This is a genomic window from Pseudomonas sp. Marseille-QA0892, from assembly GCF_054950135.1.
Window position 1 is genome coordinate 160181 of record NZ_CM143104.1, and the last position, 18280, is coordinate 178460.

Here is an 18280-nt window from a genome sequence, read left to right on the forward strand (position 1 = left end):
TTGTTCTTTTGGTTGGTCGACCGTCTCGGGGCACCAACCCGTGCCTTACGCGACGGGCAACTCATGGCAACGTCGCGTTCATGCGTTTTCCGGTCTGCCCGGTGGACTGGAAGCCTTCCACCGGGGAGAGCAGCCGTTTCTAGAGCGGCCGCGTCACGAACAGGCCGTCGTCATGGCCGTCTTCGGCGCCGCTGTACTCCTGTACCGTCGTCGTGCGAATGGAGCTGCCTCGTGCGGCCAGGATCTGGTCGATGGCGCCCGAGAACCAGCCGGTGAACATGTAGTCCACCTTGCGGTTGACCTTGCCGTACACGTAGACGAAGGCCGAATGCTTGAGCTTGACCTCGGCATAGCCGGTGGTCAGGTCCAGTTTCTGCGTCTCGAAAAGGCCCCAGCCGCGTTGGGACAGGCGTTTCATGTAGTGCTCGAATACCGCTTCGCCTTCCAGGCCGTGGCACTCGGCCTCTTTCTCGCACCAATGCCAGGCGGACTTGTAGCCGGCCTTGTAGAGGATTTCCGCGTACTTCTCTGCACCCAGTACTTCTTCGATACCCATGTGGTTGTTCACGAAGAAGTGCCGCGGGACGTAGAGCATCGGCAGCGCATCGGTCGTCCAGACGCCGGTTTCGTCATCGACCTGAATGGGCATCTCGGGAGCGTGTGTGGCCATGTGCGTTCAATCCTGTTGTCAGGCGGGGAAGGCCCGCGTTGCTGAAGTTGTTATTTATCCGGGCGAATCGCTTTGCGCTTTGCCTCGCTTGTCGAGCAGTCCTGGCGCAAGGAAGGACCAGAGCGGTGTGCGAGACAATGCCGAGGCACGGCGAGCGCGCTGCGAGGACCTGGCGCCGCGATAGGTCCGCGCAATAGGCGGCCGATCTATTTCTCTTCGTGCCAGACGTCGGAAAGAATCCGCACCCAGTTCTCGCCCATCACCTTGCGCACCGTGCGCTCGGACATTCCGCGCTTGAGCAGCGTCTCGGTAAGGTTCGGGAATTCGCCCACTGTCCGAATGCCCAGCGGGTTGATGATCTTTCCGAAGTTGGTCAGCCGGCGGGCGTAGCCCTTGTCATGGGTGAGGTACTCGAAGAAGTCCTGGCCATGGCCCTGTGTGAAGTCGGTGCCGATGCCGATCGCATCCTCGCCGACGATGTTCATCACGTATTCGATGGCTTCGGCATAGTCATCGATGGTCGAGTCGATGCCCTTGGCGAGGAAGGGCGCGAACATGGTGACTCCAACGAAGCCACCGTGGTCCGCAATGAACTTGAGCTCTTCATCGGACTTGTTGCGCGGGTGTTCCTTGAGGCCGGACGGCAGGCAATGGGAGTAGCAGACGGGCTTCTTCGATTCGAGGATGACTTCCTCACTGGTCTTGCTGCCTACATGGGAGAGGTCGCACATGACGCCGACACGGTTCATTTCCGCCACGATCTCGCGACCGAAGCCGGACAGTCCGCCGTCGCGTTCGTAGCAGCCGGTGCCCACGAGGTTCTGGGTGTTGTAGCACATCTGCACGATGCCCACGCCGAGCTGTTTGAAGATCTCGACGTAGCTGATCTGGTCTTCGAAGGCGTGCGCATTCTGGAAACCGAACAGAATGCCGGTCTTACCCAGCGCCTTCGCTTTGCGAATGTCGGCGGTCGTGCGGACCTGCATGACCAGATCGCTGTTCTCGCGGATCAATTTCTGGCTGGCGGCAATGGCATCCACGGTTTCCTGAAAATCTTCCCAGACGGAAACCGTGCAGTTGGCCATGGTCAGGCCGCCCTTGCGCATGTCCTCGAACAGCTCACGGTTCCATTTCGCGATGATCAGGCCGTCGATGACGATGCTATCGGCGTGAAGTTCGGCTGGCGTCATCAGACTGTCCCCTCGAAGTCGGTGCGCAGCTCGGTTGGCGGCGCGTTGGGGGCAGCTTATCCCTGGGCGTCTGCAGGCCTCGGTGCAAAAACGACTGGGGGTTTTCTCAGAGCGTCAAGGCTGTCGCATTTGCGACACGCCGCGACTTCGGCGTCGCGGGTCGCCTGTCGTGGAGATACCGCTTTACGATGGTCTGGGCCGTAGGGCGGATTAAACCTGCAAATCGTGTCCAGCCGGCTATTAGTCTTGGGGCAGCTAGAAGCCTGGAACTTCCCAAGACGTGGCGTGGGTGCATCTGGGCGTCGGCCCAGTAGGGCGCAACGGTGCTCCAGCAGCGTGCGGCCCAACAGGAAGCGGCCGAACCTGCCGAGCAGGTGGCGGACCAGCCCCATTGTTTCTATCTGGCGGGACGGGAATCGTCCATCGAGGACCTCGAAGCAACACGAGCGCTCGCCTATGTGCGCGCGTAATTGGCTGCAGCAGAGGCACGCGTGGCGATGAGTCAGGTTGACCCGTTTCCTGGCGCTTGAGGCTGGATGGGCCACGCAGCGTAGGCAGCCTCGCGGCGGTGGGTTTGGCAGGGCTAGGCCGGGTAGGTCAGATCGAAAACGAAGCCCCGCGGCAAAGTAGTTCGAATGGTCTGGTCTGGTCGCAGCAAGGCGCCAGCGGCTGCGACCAGATGAGCAGGACGCATCAGGCGGGCAGGCAGACGCCGGTGCCACCCAGGCCGCAATAGCCGTTAGGGTTCTTGGCCAGGTACTGCTGGTGATAGGCCTCGGCGTAGTAGAAGGTGGGCGCTTCGGCAATCTCGGTGGTGATCTCGCCCAGGCCCGCTTTCTCCAGCTCGGCCTGGAACGCCTGTTCACTGGCGATTGCTGCGTCACGCTGAGCCTCGTCCAGCCAATAGATGGCTGAGCGGTACTGGGTACCGACATCGTTACCCTGGCGCATGCCCTGGGTCGGATTGTGTGCCTCCCAGAATACCTTGAGCAGTTGCTCGTAGCGGGTAATGGCTGGGTCGAAGACGACGAGCACCGCCTCGGTGTGGCCGGTAAGGCCCGAGCACGTTTCTTCATAGGTCGGATTCGGCGTGAAGCCGCCGGCGTAGCCCACTGCTGTGGTCCACACCCCATCCTGCTGCCAGAAGCGACGCTCGGCGCCCCAGAAGCAGCCCATCGCGAAGATCGCCACGTGCAGGTGGTCCGGGAAGGGCCCTTTGAGCGGGTGGCCATTCACGTAATGCGCTTCAGGGACAGGCAACGGTGCAGCCCGGCCCGGCAAGGCCTGTTCGGCTGTGGGCAGTTCGAGCTTGTGAGCGAGAATCTGGGAACGCAAGACCATGGGCGACTCCAGTTGGGGCACGGATAAGACAGGGTACACCCGCAGGCGGCCAAGGTCATGGCGCGATCGATCAGCGTGCGTAGGGTTGAGCGCAGGGAAGTCGCAGGGCCGGAACGTAGTGCCGGAGGTTGGAAGGCTTATGCGCGCGACGGATAACGGCGCAGGCTGGTCAGCAGTTCGGCGGAGGAGATCGGTCTGTCGAAAAGATAGCCCTGGCCGATGTCGCAGTGCTGTCGGCGCAGGAAAGCGAGTTGCTCACCGGTTTCAATACCTTCGGCGACAACCTGAAGCTTGAGGTTGTGTGCCATGGCGATCACGGCAGAGGTGATTTCCATGTCGTCCTGGTTCGACGGAATGTCCTTCACGAAGGTCCGATCGATCTTGATGACATCGATGGGGAATTTTTTCAGATAGCTTAGCGACGAATAGCCGGTGCCGAAGTCATCCATGGCGAGCGTCAGGCCGAGGTTCTTGAGGCGGATCAGCTGCTGCCGGGTGTCGTCGGTCGCGTCGAGCAACAGGCTTTCGGTGAGTTCAAGTTCGAGCAGGCCGGCTTCGTGTTTCTCTTCGGTGAGAATGCGGGTGATCGAGTCAACCAGTTCGGCGTCGGAGAACTGTTTGGGCGACAGGTTGATCGCGACCTGGATGCGCCCCAGTCCGGCTTCGCGCATCTGTCGGCTCATCCGACAGGCCTGGCGGATGACCCACTTCCCGATCGGTACGATCAGTCCGGTCTCCTCGGCCACGCTGATGAACTGATCCGGGCGGATCATGCCGCGTTCGGGGTGGTTCCAGCGAAGCAGCGCCTCGAGACCCAGCAATTTGCCGCTTCGCAGGCAAAGCTTGGGCTGGTAGAACACATCGAGCTCGCCTTGATCGAGCGCTCGGCGCAGGTTGTTCTCGACGAACAATTTGTAGCTGGCCTCGGCGTTCAACGCTTCGGTGAACACCTGGAGCTGGTGTTTTCCGTTGGCCTTGGCCTTGTGGAGCGCCAACCCCGCATGTTTCATCAGCGTCTGCGGATCCGCGCCGTGCTGCGGCGCGCAGGCGACGCCTACCGAACCGGTAATGCTGATGGGCTGGTTGTCGACGAAGAGGGGCTTGTCCAGCGTCTGAAGCACCTTGTAAGCCAGCCTGTGGCCCATCTCCAGGTCGGAACCGTCCATCAATAGAGCGAATTCGTTGCTGGCGAAGCGCGCCAGCAGGTCACCGGGCGTGAGTATGTCGCGAAGCCGGCGGGCCAGGCTGAACAAGAGCTTGTCACCCGTCTGATGCCCCAGGGTGTCGTTGATCCGTTTGAAGTTATCAATGTCGACCAGGAGCAGGCTCATCGGCCGCGTAGTATCACGCTCGAACCGCTCTTCCAGACTTCGGATGAAGTGGGGGCGGTTCCCCAGGCCGGTGAGGTTGTCGGTAAAGGCCAATTTCTCGATGCGCTGCTGGGCGAGTTTCGCTTCGGTAACGTCTTCGTAGATGCCGATGTAATGGGTCAGCTCGCCACTTTCGTTGAACACCTTCGAAAGTGAAAGCTGGCCCCAGTACTGCTCGCCATTCTTGCGGCGGCTACGGAACTCCCCCTGCCAACCGTTGTGCTCCATGGCCACCTGGGCATCGAGCAGGAGCTCGTTCAGATTGTCCAGTGCAGGGAGTTCGGAAAGGCGGTGGCCCTGCACTTCGTCCGCCGTGTATTGGGTGATGTCCGTGAAACTCGGGTTTACGTACTCAACATAACCGTCTCGGTCAACCAGCAGGAATGCGCTGACGCTTTGCTCTACTGCACGTTGAAACAGATACAGCGCGTTGGTGGCGCTGCGCCGCTCCTGGTTGGCAAGCACCTGGGCGTACTGATCGGCCAGTTCACCGGCAAAGGCAATCTCTTCAAGCAGCCAGTCCCGGGTCAGGCCGGACTGCTCCAGGCACAGGACGCCAACGACCTGGCCATCTACGCGTATCCCCGCGTCCAACAAGGCGCAGGGATGTCCAGCGGGCTCCCACAGGGAGACCATGGCTGACGTGCGGGTATCTTTGTGGCCGTCATTGGCTGCGATCGCACGGTCGCTGTGCAGGATGTTCAGGTAGTCGGGGAATGGCGTGAGGTCGATAGGTTCGAGCGGCTCTTCGGCGTCCGCATTGCGATTGTAGGTATACACAGGGAGAAGCAGGTTGCCCTCGAGCCGCCAGATGCTCGCACGGGTCACTTCGTAGATCCTGGCAGCTTCCTGCGTAATCAGCTGGGCCGCCTCCAAGCATGGATCGTCTGAAAGGTAACGATGGCGCGCCAGATTGAGGATCAGCTTTTGATGCGCGTCTGTCCGAACGCATGGGCCCAGGGCATTCTCACGTCCGCCTTCGAGGGCGTCGACGTCGGCCATTTCCGGCGATACGCACAGGTAACCATGCAGGAGCGAACGGCCATGTTGCTGGGTCGCTTCGCCAACCTCGGTGACCATATGGGCGCCCGTCGCTGCGTAGCAGACATAGCGGACAGTGTAGTGACCAAAGCGGGCCAGCTGCGTTTGGATTTCATCGTGCAGGCGGTAGCGCTCCTGCGGCGCCATGAGGCTCGCAAAGGGCGCATCAAGCAGCGAGCAAAGGTCGGCGGCGGGTATGCCGAGCAGGCGTTCACTCGCGTTGTCAATGAAGAGCAGGGCCCAACTCGGCTCATTGAGCCGCTCGAAGCGCAGCATTCCAAGCCGGGATGGCACCGGAAGGTGCGTCACCTCAGCCGCGGTACGCTGGGCGGCATCAAGCTGGCTCTTCATTGGACGTCACGCATCATGTATGCAATCGCTTCAACCTAGGCTGTCTCTGGCCTGCAGCGCAGGTTGCATGATGTCCAGAGGCCTGACAAGTAAAACAGTGGCAGATTGCCTTTAAATCTCAATGGCGGCTGAAGGCGCCAATAATTAAGGCCATTCGTCCAACACAACCAACCGCTTGGAACCCTGAATCGTACTCACTTCGCTGTCGGAATGTCCGATAGGCCAAACTTGGCAACCGCTGGCTGGGGCATGCGTCGCCACGGGCGCAGGCGTACCCCTTCCAATCGGTTTCGTTACTCTCTTTCACCCCAGGAAAGGACTCTTCCATGAAGACCGCCCAACGATTGGCCGCTGCGGTTCTGTTCGGCTCGATGCTGCCCGTGTTCGCAACCCCAGGACAGGCACAGGAGGCAACGCTGACCAGTCCGGACCAGGCGCAATATCTCGAGGGGCTGAAGCGTCTCTATCTCATCACCGACGAGCGCCAAGCTCTGCTGGCCCACACGAACGCGCTACTCACGGCCTACATGCTCAAGGCGGGTTATCGGCTGGACGAGCCGAATCCTAAAGGTGTGAAATACGAAGTGAGCCTGGGCAAACCCGGAGAGATTCTGGTGAGAGAAGAATCACGGGGAGAGCAGGGCGGAGACCTTGCCGTACGCAACCGTCGGTTTTCGCTGTTCGGGGTTGATCCCTTCATACGCTACGAATGCCCGCCCTCCGGCGTGACCTGCAGCTTTGCCGAGCCAGGGGGGCGTGACCCCATGGTGGTCATCGTGCGCGACCAGAGCGGTGCCGATCAGTTAGCCAAGGCGTTGAGCCTTTTGATCCGCAACGTACAGCGCGGCTGAGCATCCGCCGGACGCCAGACACGAAAATGCCCGCTGAAGCGGGCATTTTCTTTCGCGCGATACGAGCCGGTTACAGCAGGATCGTGCGGATGTCGGCCAGCAGTTCCGACAGGCGCTTGGTGAAGCGAGCCGCCGCAGCCCCGTTGATCACGCGGTGATCGTAGGACAGCGACAATGGCAGCATCAGGCGAGGCTGGAACGCCTTGCCATCCCAAACGGGCTGCATGGCGGCCTTCGAGACACCCAGGATCGCCACTTCGGGCGCGTTGACGATCGGCGTGAAGCCGGTACCGCCAATGTGGCCAAGGCTAGAGATCGTGAAGCAGGCGCCCTGCATGTCATCCGAAGAGAGCTTCTTCTTGCGAGCCTTGTCAGCGAGATCCGCCGCTTCGGCTGCCAGCTGCAGCAGGTTCTTCTGATCGACGTTCTTGATGACAGGGACCAGCAAACCATCCGGCGTGTCCACGGCAAAACCGATGTTCACGTATTTCTTGCGGATGATGGCCTTGCCACTTGGGGCCAACGAACTGTTGAAGTCTGGCAGCTCCTTGAGCAGGTGAGCGGACGCCTTCAGCAGCAGCGGAAGGATGGTCAGCTTGACGCCTGCCTTCTCGGCGACGGCCTTCTGTGCAACACGGAAAGCTTCCAGATCCGTGATGTCGGCCGACTCGAACTGAGTCACGTGCGGGACGTTGAGCCAGCTGCGGTGCAGGTTGGCTGCACCAACCTGCATCAGGCGTGTCATGGGGACCTCTTCGACTTCACCGAACTTGCTGAAGTCGATTGCCGGAACGGGCGGGATACCCGCGCCGCCAGTAGCGCCTGCCGCTGCGGCAGGTGCCTGCTTGGCCTTCTGCATCATCGACTTCACATAGGCCTGGACGTCTTCCTTGAGGATACGTCCCTTCGGCCCTGTGCCTTCGATGTCCGCCAGATCCACGCCAAACTCGCGAGCCGTCATGCGGACCGCTGGGCCCGCATGGACCTTCTTGCCACTGCGGCTCGGCGCGCCAGCCGCAGGTGCATCCTTGGCAGACGCCTGGCCAGTGCCCTGCACGTTGGCAGGCTTGCTCTGCTCTGGCGTGGCACTCTCGGCTTTCGACGCCGCGGCCGCAGGCTTGGATTCCTGCTTGGCAGCCGGCTTGCCGCCAGCGACCTTGAGCACGAGGATCAGGTCACCGGTCTTGGCTTCGTCGCCCACCTTGATCGAAACGCTCTCGACAACGCCTGCCTTCGGAGAGGGAATCTCCATGCTCGCCTTGTCGGATTCAAGCGTGATCAGGGCCTGTTCGGCTTCGACGGTATCGCCCGGCTTCACCGAAACTTCGATAACGTTCGCACCGCCAGTGGTCCCGATGTCCGGGATTTTCACTTCTTCGGTGGTTTCGCCAGCCGGTTCTTCTGCAGCAGCCTCTTCGAGGCGCTCCTTGGGTTGCTCGGCCTTCTCGGCGGGAGCGCTGGCGGCCTGCTTGGGCGCGGACGATTTGGCCGAACCCTTGAGGACGAGGATCAGGTCGCCGGTCCCGACTTCGTCACCGACCTTCACCGATACGCTCTCGACGACACCGCTCGCCGGAGACGGGATCTCCATGCTGGCCTTGTCGGATTCAAGCGTAATAAGGGTCTGCTCGGCTTCGATCGTGTCGCCGGCCTTCACCGCAACCTCGATGATGCTCGCCTTGCCGCTGGTGCCGATATCGGGAACCTTCACTTCCTGTGGCTCGCCACCACCGGCTTGCTCTTTCTCATGGTCGACGCCGTCTGCGCTGGGCGCTTCGGCTTCTTCCGGCGCCTCAGGCGTCTTGTTCACAGGCGCCTGGGGTGTGTCCGCGGCGGCCTCGCCGTCGCTGGAACCGTCTTCGGTCTCCAGCTCCAGCAGCAGGTCGCCTGTTTTCAGCGTGTCACCCAGGTTGACATGCAGCTTGGTGATCTTGCCGGCCTTGGGCGCGGGGATCTCCATGCTCGCCTTGTCGGATTCGAGGGTCACGATGCCTTGTTCGGCTTCGATCGTATCACCGACCTTGACCAGGACCTCGATGACTTCGCCTTCGCTGCCAATGTCCGGTACGCGAATGGTCTCACTCACAATAAATTCTCCTTCGCAGTCCGCGCTCAGCAATCCAGCGGATTGCGCTTCTCTGGATCAATACCGAACTTGGCAATGGCTTCGGCCACGACCTTGCGCTCGATCTCACCCTTGTTGGCAAGCGCTTGCAGCGCGGCCAGGGCGACCCAGCGGCGGTCGACTTCGAAGAAATCACGCAGCTTCTTGCGGCTGTCGCTGCGACCGAAACCGTCGGTGCCCAGAACCTGGTACTCGCCCGGAACCCACTGGCGAATCTGGTCTGCAAACAGCTTCATGTAGTCGGTAGAAGCGATCACCGGACCGTCGCGGCCTTCCAGGCACTGCTGGACATAGGTCTTGCGCGGCTCATCGGCAGGGTGCAGCCGGTTCCAACGGTCAACGGCCAGGCCTTCACGGCGCAGTTCGTTGAAGCTGGTTACGCTCCAGATGTCTGCCCCAACGCCGAAGTCGGCGAGCAGTTCGACGGCGGCGCGGACCTCGCGCAGGATGGTGCCGGAGCCCATCAGCTGGACCTTGTGCTTGAAGTCGCCCTGGGCTTCCTCGAGCAGGTACATCCCCTTGATGATGCCTTCTTCCACGCCTTCCGGCATGGCCGGCTGCTGGTAGTTTTCGTTCATCACGGTGATGTAGTAGTAGACGCTTTCCTGCTTCTCCATCATCTGACGGGTACCGTGATCCATGATCACGGCCAGCTCGTACGCGTAGGTCGGGTCGTAGCTGCGGCAGTTCGGGATGGTGCTGGCCAGCAGATGGCTGTGGCCGTCTTCGTGCTGCAGGCCTTCGCCGTTCAGCGTGGTACGACCGGACGTGCCCCCGAGGAGGAAGCCGCGGGTCTGGGCATCACCGGCCGCCCAGGCCAGGTCACCGATACGCTGGAAACCGAACATCGAATAAAAGATGTAGACCGGCAGCATCGGCTGGTTGTAGTTGCTGTAGGCGGTACCGGCGGCAATGAACGAGGACATGGCGCCTGCTTCGTTCAGGCCTTCCTGCAGGATCTGACCGTCCTTCTCCTCGCGGTAGTACATCACCTGGTCGCGGTCGACAGGCTCGTACAGCTGGCCATGCGGCGAGTAGATGCCGAGCTGGCGGAACATGCCTTCCATACCGAAGGTACGGGCTTCGTCAGCCAGGATCGGAACGATGCGCTTGCCCAGTTCCTTGTGCTTGACCATCTGCGACAGGATGCGGCCGAACGCCATGGTTGTGGAGATCTCGCGATCACCCGAGCCGTCGAGGACGGCCTTGAGCGTTTCGAGCGGCGGCGTCGGGATGCTGACGCTGGTGGCGCGGCGCTGGGGCAGGTGACCACCGAGTGCATCGCGGCACTTGCGCAGGTATTTCATTTCCGCGCTGTCTTCGGCCGGACGATAGAACGGCAGGTCGCCCAGCTGGGAGTCGTTCAGCGGGATGTCGAAGCGGTCGCGGAATTTCTTCAGCGAATCGACATCGACCTTCTTGGTGTTGTGCGCGGTGTTCTTCGCTTCGCCCGCACCTGTGCCGTAGCCCTTGATGGTTTTGGCGAGGATGACGGTGGGCTGGCCCTTGTGGTTGACCGCCTGATGGTAGGCCGCGTAGACCTTGTAGGGGTCGTGGCCGCCACGGTTGAGCTTCCAGATCTCGTCGTCGGAGAGTTTCTCGACACGCTTGAGCAGCTCGGGGTCGGCACCGAAGAAGTGCTTGCGGACGTACGCGCCGTCCTTGGCCTTGTAGTTCTGGTATTCGCCGTCGATGGCTTCGTCCATGCGACGCTGCATGCGGCCGTCGTCGTCTTCGGCGAACAGCGGATCCCACATGCGGCCCCAGATGACCTTGGTGACGTTCCAGTTGGCACCGCCGAAGACGCCTTCGAGCTCCTGGATGATCTTGCCGTTGCCGCGGACCGGGCCGTCGAGGCGCTGCAGGTTGCAGTTGATCACAAAGATCAGGTTGTCGAGGTTCTCACGGCCTGCGAGCGAGATCGCACCCAGGGTTTCCGGCTCGTCGCACTCGCCATCACCGATGAAGCACCAGACCTTCTGGCCGCCCTTGATGAAGCCGCGGTTCTCCAGGTACTTCATGAAGCGCGCCTGGTAGATCGCAGTGATCGGACCCAGACCCATGGAAACGGTCGGGAATTGCCAGAAGTCTGGCATCAGGTGTGGGTGCGGGTAGGACGAAAGGCCCTTGCCGTCCACTTCCTGGCGGAAGTTAAGCATCTGATCTTCAGACAGGCGACCTTCAAGGAAGGCGCGCGCGTAAATGCCCGGAGATGCATGGCCCTGATAGTAGATCAGGTCGCCACCGTGCTCTTCGGTCGGAGCCTTCCAGAAATAGTTGAAGCCGATGTCGTACAGCGTCGCAGACGACGCGAACGTGGAAATGTGACCGCCCAGGTCAGGGTCCTGCATGTTGGCGCGCATGACCATGGCCAGTGCGTTCCAACGTACCAGCGAGCGGATGCGGCGTTCCATGAACAGGTCGCCAGGCATGCGTGCTTCTTTGGTAACAGGGATCGTGTTGCGGTAGGGGGTAGTGATCGAGTAGGGCAGCTGCGTGCCGCTGCGGGTGGCGAGTTCACCCATGCGGGTCATCAGATAGTGAACGCGCTCTTCACCTTCTCGGTCGAGGACGGACTCCAGTGCGTCCAGCCATTCCTGGGTTTCGATTGGATCGAGATCTTGCATGGCTTGCTCCAGGGCGGAAAGGCAACCAGAATCGATTGCCTGTGGTCACGCCTGTCTTTTGGACAAGCGCGGCTTAATTCTTTGATGTTGTAGACGGCGGATATTACCGCTTTTTGTAGTTTTACTACATCTGCTCGGCTAATTCAGCCCCCGCGCCGGTTTTGGCCTGTGCCAAACCGGCAGGTAAAGCCCCTGGCCAGCCGGTTAAACCGCCGGAAGCGAATCGCTGAAGGCTGCGAAAAACGCGGCTCGCGGTGCCATTGCCATAGCCGATCATTACGTGTCACCGGCTTTTTACGCGAAACACGGCAACACCTTCGAGCGGACACCGTCCGCCGCCTCAGGATAGACCATGAACAAGCCTGGATTGATCGACCCACCCCGGAACCTCGTTGAGTTGTCCGCGCGTGCTGTTGCTGCGCTCGAGACCTTCGAGCACGTCTACGACGGTGAAAAGGGGGCGGGCGGCGACCGCTGGTCGGCAGAGCGGAGCGAACCTTTCTTGCGGGCGTGCCGCGCCAGTGACTTTGTCAGTGACCAGATTCAGCGAGACAGTGAAGGCTTTGCATCGCTCATGGCCAGCGGCGTGCTGGATCGATCCATGGGGAAAGGGGAGCTGCGTGCTCTGCTCGAAACGGCACTGCAGGCCTGTGCGAGCGAGGACGCCCTCATGCGTGCGTTGCGACAGTTTCGTAACCGACAGCAGGTGCGCATCATCTGGCGAGACGTCAACCGCACGGCGGACCTTGCCGAAACCTGCCGTGATCTGTCCGATCTCGCCGACGCCTGCATCGACCTGGCCTACAGCTGGCTCTATCGAGCCGGCTGCGAACAGATGGGCACGCCAATAGGGCGGTATTCAGGCGCCCCCCAATCCATGGTCATCCTCGGCATGGGCAAGCTGGGCGCGGGCGAGCTGAACCTGTCCTCCGATATCGATCTTATCTTCGGCTATCCCGAGGGTGGCGAAACGCAGGGCGCTCGGCGGGCGCTCGATAACCAGGAGTTCTTCACTCGCATCGGCCAGAAGCTCATCAAGGCATTGGACGCGGTGACCGTCGAGGGCTTCGTTTTCAGGACCGACATGCGCCTGCGGCCCTATGGCTCGTCGGGGCCGCTGGTCTATAGCTTCAGCGCCCTGGAACAGTATTACCAGGATCAGGGCCGCGACTGGGAGCGTTACGCGATGATCAAGGCGCGGGTCGTGGGTGGCGATCAGGATGCCGGCAAGCAGTTGCTCGATATGCTGCGCCCCTTCGTCTATCGCCGCTATCTCGATTTTTCCGCGATCGATGCCTTGCGCACCATGAAGCAGTTGATCCAGCAGGAAGTCCGCCGCAAGGGGATGGACGAGAACATCAAGCTCGGCTCGGGCGGCATTCGTGAAGTCGAATTCATCGCGCAGGCGTTTCAGCTCATTCATGGTGGGCGTGACCTCAGTCTTCAGCAGCGGCCGTTGCTCAAGGTCCTGTCGACCCTGGCAGGGCAGGGCTATCTGCCCGAGCCGGTGGTCGGGGAGCTGCGCGAGGCCTACGTCTTCCTACGTTATACCGAGCACGCCCTGCAGGCGGTGGATGACCGCCAGACGCAGACACTGCCAGATGATCCAGCCACCCAGGCGCGCGTGGCCTTCATCATGGGCTTTGCGACATGGGACGCATTCTTCAAGCAGTTGGGCTATTGGCGCAGCCGAGTGGACTATCACTTCCAGCAGGTGATTGCTGACCCGGACGAAGAGGAAAACGGCACCGTGCCAGATGCGCCGCCTGGGGCCGAATGGTCACCGCTTTGGGAAGGTGTGATCGATGATGACGTCGCGCTTTCCCAGTTGAGCGAGGCAGGGTTCCAGTTCCCCGAGGAAGTTGTCCGTCAGCTCAATAGCTTGAGGGGCAGTGCTCAGGTCCGCGCGATGCAGCGGATCGGTCGCGAACGGCTCGACGCGTTCATGCCGCGGTTGATCGCTGCTGCGCTTGAGCACGAGGCACCGGACCGCGTCATCGAGCGGCTGCTTCCGCTCGTTGAGGCAGTGGTCCGGCGTTCGGCTTACCTTGTCTTGTTGGCTGAAAACCCGGACGCACTCGAACGTCTTATTACTCTCTGCGCCGCCAGCCCCTGGATTGCTTCGGAAATTGCCCGCTTCCCGATCCTGCTCGATGAGCTGTTGAACGAAGGGAGGCTGTTCCATCCACCGCTTGCGCCGGAACTGGCGGCCGAGTTGCAGGAACGCCTCGTTCGTATCCCGGAAGACGATCTTGAACAGCAGATGGAAGCGCTGCGCCACTTCAAGCTGGCCCATGGCCTGCGGGTCGCCGCCTCGGAAATCGCCGGGACGCTGCCGTTAATGAAGGTCAGCGACTACCTCACCTGGCTGGCTGAGGCCATTCTCGAGCAGGTACTGGCGTTGGCGTGGCGGCAGGTGACCGCGCGTTACGGGTCGCCGCGTCGCGTGGATGGGAGCACGTGCGACCTCGACTTCATTATTGTGGGGTACGGCAAGGTAGGCGGTATCGAACTGGGCCATGGGTCGGATCTGGACCTGGTGTTCATTCACGATGGCGACCCGGTTGCCGAGACGGATGGGGATCGGCCCATCGACGGCGCCCAATTCTATATGCGGCTCGGCCAGCGCATCATTCACTTGCTGACCGCGCAAACCGTTTCAGGCCAGCTGTATGAGGTCGACATGCGTCTTCGGCCATCTGGCGCGGCGGGTTTGCTGGTGAGCTCCATTGGCTCGTATGCCCGTTACCAAGAACATGACGCCTGGACCTGGGAGCACCAGGCGCTGGTTCGCGCGCGGACGTTGGTAGGCTGTCCTCGTGTAGCGGACGCCTTCGCCGCTGTCCGGGCCGATGTCCTCGGACGCGTGCGAGACGGTGAGCGCCTGAGGGTGGATGTAAGTGAAATGCGCGCGAAGATGCGCGACAACCTCGGAACACGACTGACCTCGGCAGGAACGGGGCCGAACGCCTTCGATGCTGAGGTCTCGTTCGACCTCAAGCAGGACGCCGGTGGTATCGTCGATATCGAATTTATGGTGCAATACGCGACCTTGGCCTGGTCGCACCAGTGCCCTGAATTGCTCCGTTTCACCGACAATATCCGCATACTCGATACGCTTGGCGAAGCCGGGCTGTTCACAGCGGAGAATGTCCATCTGCTGCAGGAGGCCTACAAGGCCTATCGTTCCGCCCTGCACCGCCTGGCGCTGCAAAAGCAACCTGGCGCGGTTTCGGGCGATCTGTTCCAAGAAGAACGCCGTGGAGTCGTGCGCATCTGGCGCGAGCTCGGGCTGTCATGAGCCCGCTTGAAACTGATTTGAGGAGTTGCCGCAATGCCGATGTTCTCTGATGAAGGGTGCCGTTGCGCGTGCTGAATCGCGGTCGGCACGGCCTTGGGTCGAACCATCGGTATTCGCTGCGCCACCAGGCATTTCATGGCGCGCAATGCGGTGACCGTATGCCCTGTAAATTGAATTCGATCGTGCTTTGCGTTCAGCGCGTATTGCCGCTGGGCTCACAGGCGAAGGTAACGAGTCTATGAACATTCTCATCGTCGGGCCGAGCTGGGTCGGCGACATGGTGATGGCGCAGACGCTTTTCATCGCGCTCAAGCAGCGCCACGCCGACTGTCAGATTGATGTTATGGCGCCTGAGTGGAGCCGCCCGATCCTTGAGCGCATGCCGGAAGTGCGCGCGGCGCTTAGCTTTCCGCTTGGCCATGGTGTCCTCGATATCGCTACGAGACGGCGTATTGGCCGCGAACTGTCGGGGCGTTACGACCAGGCCATCGTGTTGCCCAATTCGCTGAAGTCGGCGCTCGTGCCGTTCTTTGCGGGGATTGCGCTGCGCACCGGTTGGCGGGGCGAGATGCGGCTGGGCCTGCTCAACGACATCCGCAAACTCGACAAGACGCGCTATCCATTGATGATCGAGCGCTTCATGGCGCTGGCCTATGCGCCGGGCGCGGAGATTCCCAAGCCGTATCCACAGCCGGCGTTGAAGATAGACGAAACCAGCCGCGCCGAGGCACTTGCAGCGTTCGGGCTCGAGCAGGATCGGCCCGTGCTTGCACTGTGCCCGGGTGCGGAGTTTGGAGAGTCCAAGAAATGGCCTGCCGAGTACTACGCCAGCGTCGCAGAGTCGTACATCCGCGAGGGATGGCAGGTCTGGGTATTTGGGTCGAAGAATGACCATGCGACAGGGGAGGAGATCGCTTCCCGGCTGATCCCCGGCCTTCGGGAAGAGATGACCAACCTGGCGGGTGAAACGTCACTCGCCCAGGCCATCGACCTGATGTCCTGCGCAGACGCTGTGGTGTCCAACGATTCCGGGCTCATGCATGTCGCCGCGGCGCTCAATCGTCCGCTGGTTGCCGTCTACGGCTCAACGTCTCCGGGCTTTACGCCGCCCTTGGCTGACCAGGTCGAAGTCGTCCGGCTCGGGCTGGATTGCAGCCCATGCTTCGAGCGCACCTGCCGGTTCGGCCATTACAACTGTCTGAGGCAGCTCGAGCCCGAGCGGGTCGTGCGCGCGGTAGAGCAGTTGATACCGCAGCCGGTCGAGGTGCGTTGAGTGCGCATCCTGCTGATCAAAACGTCTTCGTTGGGCGACGTCGTGCATACGCTGCCGGCCCTGACTGACGCCGCCCGAACCATTCCCGACATCCGCTTCGATTGGGTAGTGGAAGAAGGGTTTGCTGAGATTCCCTCATGGCATCCTGCCGTTGCAGATGTCATCCCGGTCGCAATTCGCCGTTGGCGCAAGAACCTATGGCAGACCCTGCGTGGCGGTGAGTGGAAGGCCTTCACCCGGCGTTTGCGTGAAGCACGCTACGACCTCGTGATAGACGCACAGGGCCTGTTCAAAAGTGCGGTACTCACACGCTATGCAGATGCGCCAGTAGCCGGGCTCGACCGCCAGTCCGCCCGTGAGCCGCTGGCCTGTCGTTTCTATGACCGGCTCTACGCGGTGCCACGAGAGCAGCATGCCCTCGAGCGCACTCGACAGCTGTTCGCGGCGGCGTTGGGCTACACAGTGCCGGCCGGGATCGGCGACTACGGCCTGGACCGCAGTCGCCTTGCAAACGCGGTGTCCGACCCCTATATCGTGTTTCTCCACGGCACGACCTGGCCAAGCAAGCATTGGCCCGAAGCCAATTGGCGTTCGCTGGCCGAACGGCTCGATGCGCAAGGTTGGGCGGTGCGCCTGCCGTGGGGCAACGATGCAGAACGGGCGCGCGCCGAGCGCATTGCGGCCGGGCTCGGTCGGGCGTGTATCCTGCCCAAACTCAATCTGGTCGGTGTGGCTGGCGAACTTGCGGGTGCCAAGGCCTGTGTCGCGGTCGATACCGGGCTGGGACACCTCGCCGCGGCGCTCGACGTACCAACCGTATCGCTCTACGGTCCGACCCGTCCTGATCGTGTGGGCGCCTATGGCCGCTCCCAGGTGCATCTATGCGCCAGTGGGCCGAATGCCGGAAAGGGAGATCGACAGAAGCCCTGTTTCGACGACATGCCGCCTGAAAGGGTCGGTGCTGCGCTGGATGCGCTTTTGCAAGCGGAGACCCCCTGATGCAGTTGGCCTTCATCCTTTACAAGTATTTTCCGTTCGGCGGGCTGCAGCGGGACTTCCTGCGAATTGCCCTCGAATGCCAGGCGCGAGGCCACGCGATTCGTGTCTATACGCCTATCTGGGATGGTGAGCGGCCGGAAGGGTTCGAGGTCGTCGTCGTGCCGGTCAAGGCGCTGTTCAACCACAATCGCAACGAGAAGCTCACTGCCTGGATCGAAGCGGACCTCGCGCGTCGTCCGGTTGATCGGGTGATCGGCTTCAACAAGATGCCGGGGCTCGACTTTTATTACGCGGCGGACGCCTGTTTCGAAGAGAAGGCGCAGACATTGCGCAATCCGCTCTATCGAAAGTGGGGCCGCTACCGGCACTTCGCCGAGTATGAGCGTGCCGTATTCGCGCCTGAGTCCAGGACGCAGATCCTGATGATTTCCGAGGTGCAGCAACCGCTGTTCATCAAGCACTACGGCACGCCTGTCGAGCGCTTTCATCTACTGCCGCCGGGTATCGCAGCCGATCGCCGGGCGCCAGCCAATGCCGCCGAGATACGTGCGGAATTCCGTCAGGAGTTCGGCCTGGGCGATGACGACCGGCTCGTGGTACAGATCGGATCCGGCTTCAAGACCAAAGGCCTGGATCGTTCGCTCAAGGCAATCGCTGCGTTACCGAAAGCCGTCAAGCGTCGCACGCGCCTGATCGTGATTGGGCAGGACGATCCCAAGCCCTTCCTCCTCCAGACCAAGACGCTGGGCATCTCGGAGAACGTTCAGATCCTGAAAGGGCGAAGTGATATTCCGCGGTTCCTGCTGGGTGCGGACCTGTTGATCCACCCGGCCTACAACGAAAATACCGGTACTGTGCTGCTCGAAGCGGTAGTCGCGGGTCTACCCGTGCTGGTTACGGATGTCTGCGGCTACGCGCACTTCATTGACGAAGCCGAGGCCGGGCGTGTGTTGCGAAGCCCGTTCCGCCAGGAGCAGCTGAACGAACAGTTGACTGCAATGCTGCAGGATGATCCGGCTCGCCAGTGCTGGTCGCGTAACGCGCTTGCCTTTGCCGACACGGCGGATCTTTACAGCATGCCGCAGCATGCCGCAGACGTGATCCTTGGAGAGGCAAGATGACCGGGTGTGATCGCCGTACC

At 61.5% G+C, this 18280-nt stretch carries 12 protein-coding genes; 6 read left to right on the forward strand and 6 right to left on the reverse strand.

Annotation, left to right across the window (positions count from 1 at the left end; translation table 11 throughout):
* Window positions 1-139 precede the first annotated feature (139 nt).
* Together ACY8D3_RS00755 and ACY8D3_RS00760 are read right to left on the reverse strand one after the other, a co-directional pair.
* Complete coding sequence (locus ACY8D3_RS00755) at window positions 140-670, reverse strand: DUF5943 domain-containing protein (RefSeq protein WP_462381070.1); 531 nt, start codon at window positions 668-670, stop codon at window positions 140-142.
* Between the two features lie 206 nt (window positions 671-876).
* Window positions 877-1860 (reverse strand): dipeptidase, encoded by a 984-nt coding sequence (locus tag ACY8D3_RS00760; protein WP_462381071.1) that lies wholly within the window; start codon window positions 1858-1860, stop codon window positions 877-879.
* A 323-nt stretch (window positions 1861-2183) separates the two neighbouring features.
* On the opposite strand from ACY8D3_RS00760, the gene ACY8D3_RS00765 reads away from it, so the two are divergent.
* Window positions 2184-2330 carry a hypothetical protein gene (locus ACY8D3_RS00765; protein ID WP_462381072.1) on the forward strand — a complete coding sequence of 49 codons (147 nt, stop codon included), beginning with the start codon at window positions 2184-2186 and terminating at the stop codon, window positions 2328-2330.
* A gap of 223 nt (window positions 2331-2553) precedes the next feature.
* Here ACY8D3_RS00765 and msrA read toward each other — a convergent pair whose 3' ends face one another.
* Window positions 2554-3201 carry a peptide-methionine (S)-S-oxide reductase MsrA gene (gene msrA, locus ACY8D3_RS00770; RefSeq protein WP_462381073.1) on the reverse strand — a complete coding sequence of 216 codons (648 nt, stop codon included), beginning with the start codon at window positions 3199-3201 and terminating at the stop codon, window positions 2554-2556.
* Window positions 3202-3338: 137 nt separating this feature from the next.
* Window positions 3339-5963, reverse strand: a complete 2625-nt coding sequence (locus ACY8D3_RS00775; RefSeq protein WP_462381074.1) for a putative bifunctional diguanylate cyclase/phosphodiesterase — start codon at window positions 5961-5963, stop codon at window positions 3339-3341.
* Between the two features lie 326 nt (window positions 5964-6289).
* On the opposite strand from ACY8D3_RS00775, the gene ACY8D3_RS00780 reads away from it, so the two are divergent.
* Window positions 6290-6814 carry a hypothetical protein gene (locus ACY8D3_RS00780; protein WP_462381075.1) on the forward strand — a complete coding sequence of 175 codons (525 nt, stop codon included), beginning with the start codon at window positions 6290-6292 and terminating at the stop codon, window positions 6812-6814.
* A 70-nt stretch (window positions 6815-6884) separates the two neighbouring features.
* Here ACY8D3_RS00780 and aceF read toward each other — a convergent pair whose 3' ends face one another.
* Entirely contained in the window at window positions 6885-8900 is a 2016-nt protein-coding gene (gene aceF, locus ACY8D3_RS00785; RefSeq protein ID WP_462381076.1) for a dihydrolipoyllysine-residue acetyltransferase, read from the reverse strand.
* A 26-nt stretch (window positions 8901-8926) separates the two neighbouring features.
* A complete protein-coding gene (gene aceE / locus ACY8D3_RS00790; RefSeq protein WP_462381077.1) occupies window positions 8927-11566 on the reverse strand; it encodes a pyruvate dehydrogenase (acetyl-transferring), homodimeric type in 2640 nt (879 codons plus the stop codon).
* A gap of 352 nt (window positions 11567-11918) precedes the next feature.
* Here aceE and glnE point away from each other — a divergent pair, with 352 nt between their 5' ends.
* The 4 genes from glnE to ACY8D3_RS00810 all read left to right on the forward strand — a co-directional run bounded on the left by glnE (window position 11919) and on the right by ACY8D3_RS00810 (window position 18260).
* Window positions 11919-14867, forward strand: a complete 2949-nt coding sequence (gene glnE / locus ACY8D3_RS00795) for a bifunctional [glutamate--ammonia ligase]-adenylyl-L-tyrosine phosphorylase/[glutamate--ammonia-ligase] adenylyltransferase (protein ID WP_462381078.1) — start codon at window positions 11919-11921, stop codon at window positions 14865-14867.
* 238 nt (window positions 14868-15105) lie between these two features.
* On the forward strand, window positions 15106-16140 hold the full coding sequence (gene waaF / locus ACY8D3_RS00800; protein ID WP_462381079.1) for a lipopolysaccharide heptosyltransferase II: 1035 nt from the start codon (window positions 15106-15108) through the stop codon (window positions 16138-16140).
* Window positions 16141-17139: a lipopolysaccharide heptosyltransferase I gene (gene waaC / locus ACY8D3_RS00805; protein WP_462381080.1), complete on the forward strand. Its 999-nt coding sequence runs from the start codon at window positions 16141-16143 to the stop codon at window positions 17137-17139.
* Entirely contained in the window at window positions 17139-18260 is a 1122-nt protein-coding gene (locus ACY8D3_RS00810) for a glycosyltransferase family 4 protein (protein ID WP_462381081.1), read from the forward strand. Before waaC ends, ACY8D3_RS00810 begins: the two co-directional genes overlap by 1 nt.
* Window positions 18261-18280 lie beyond the last annotated feature (20 nt).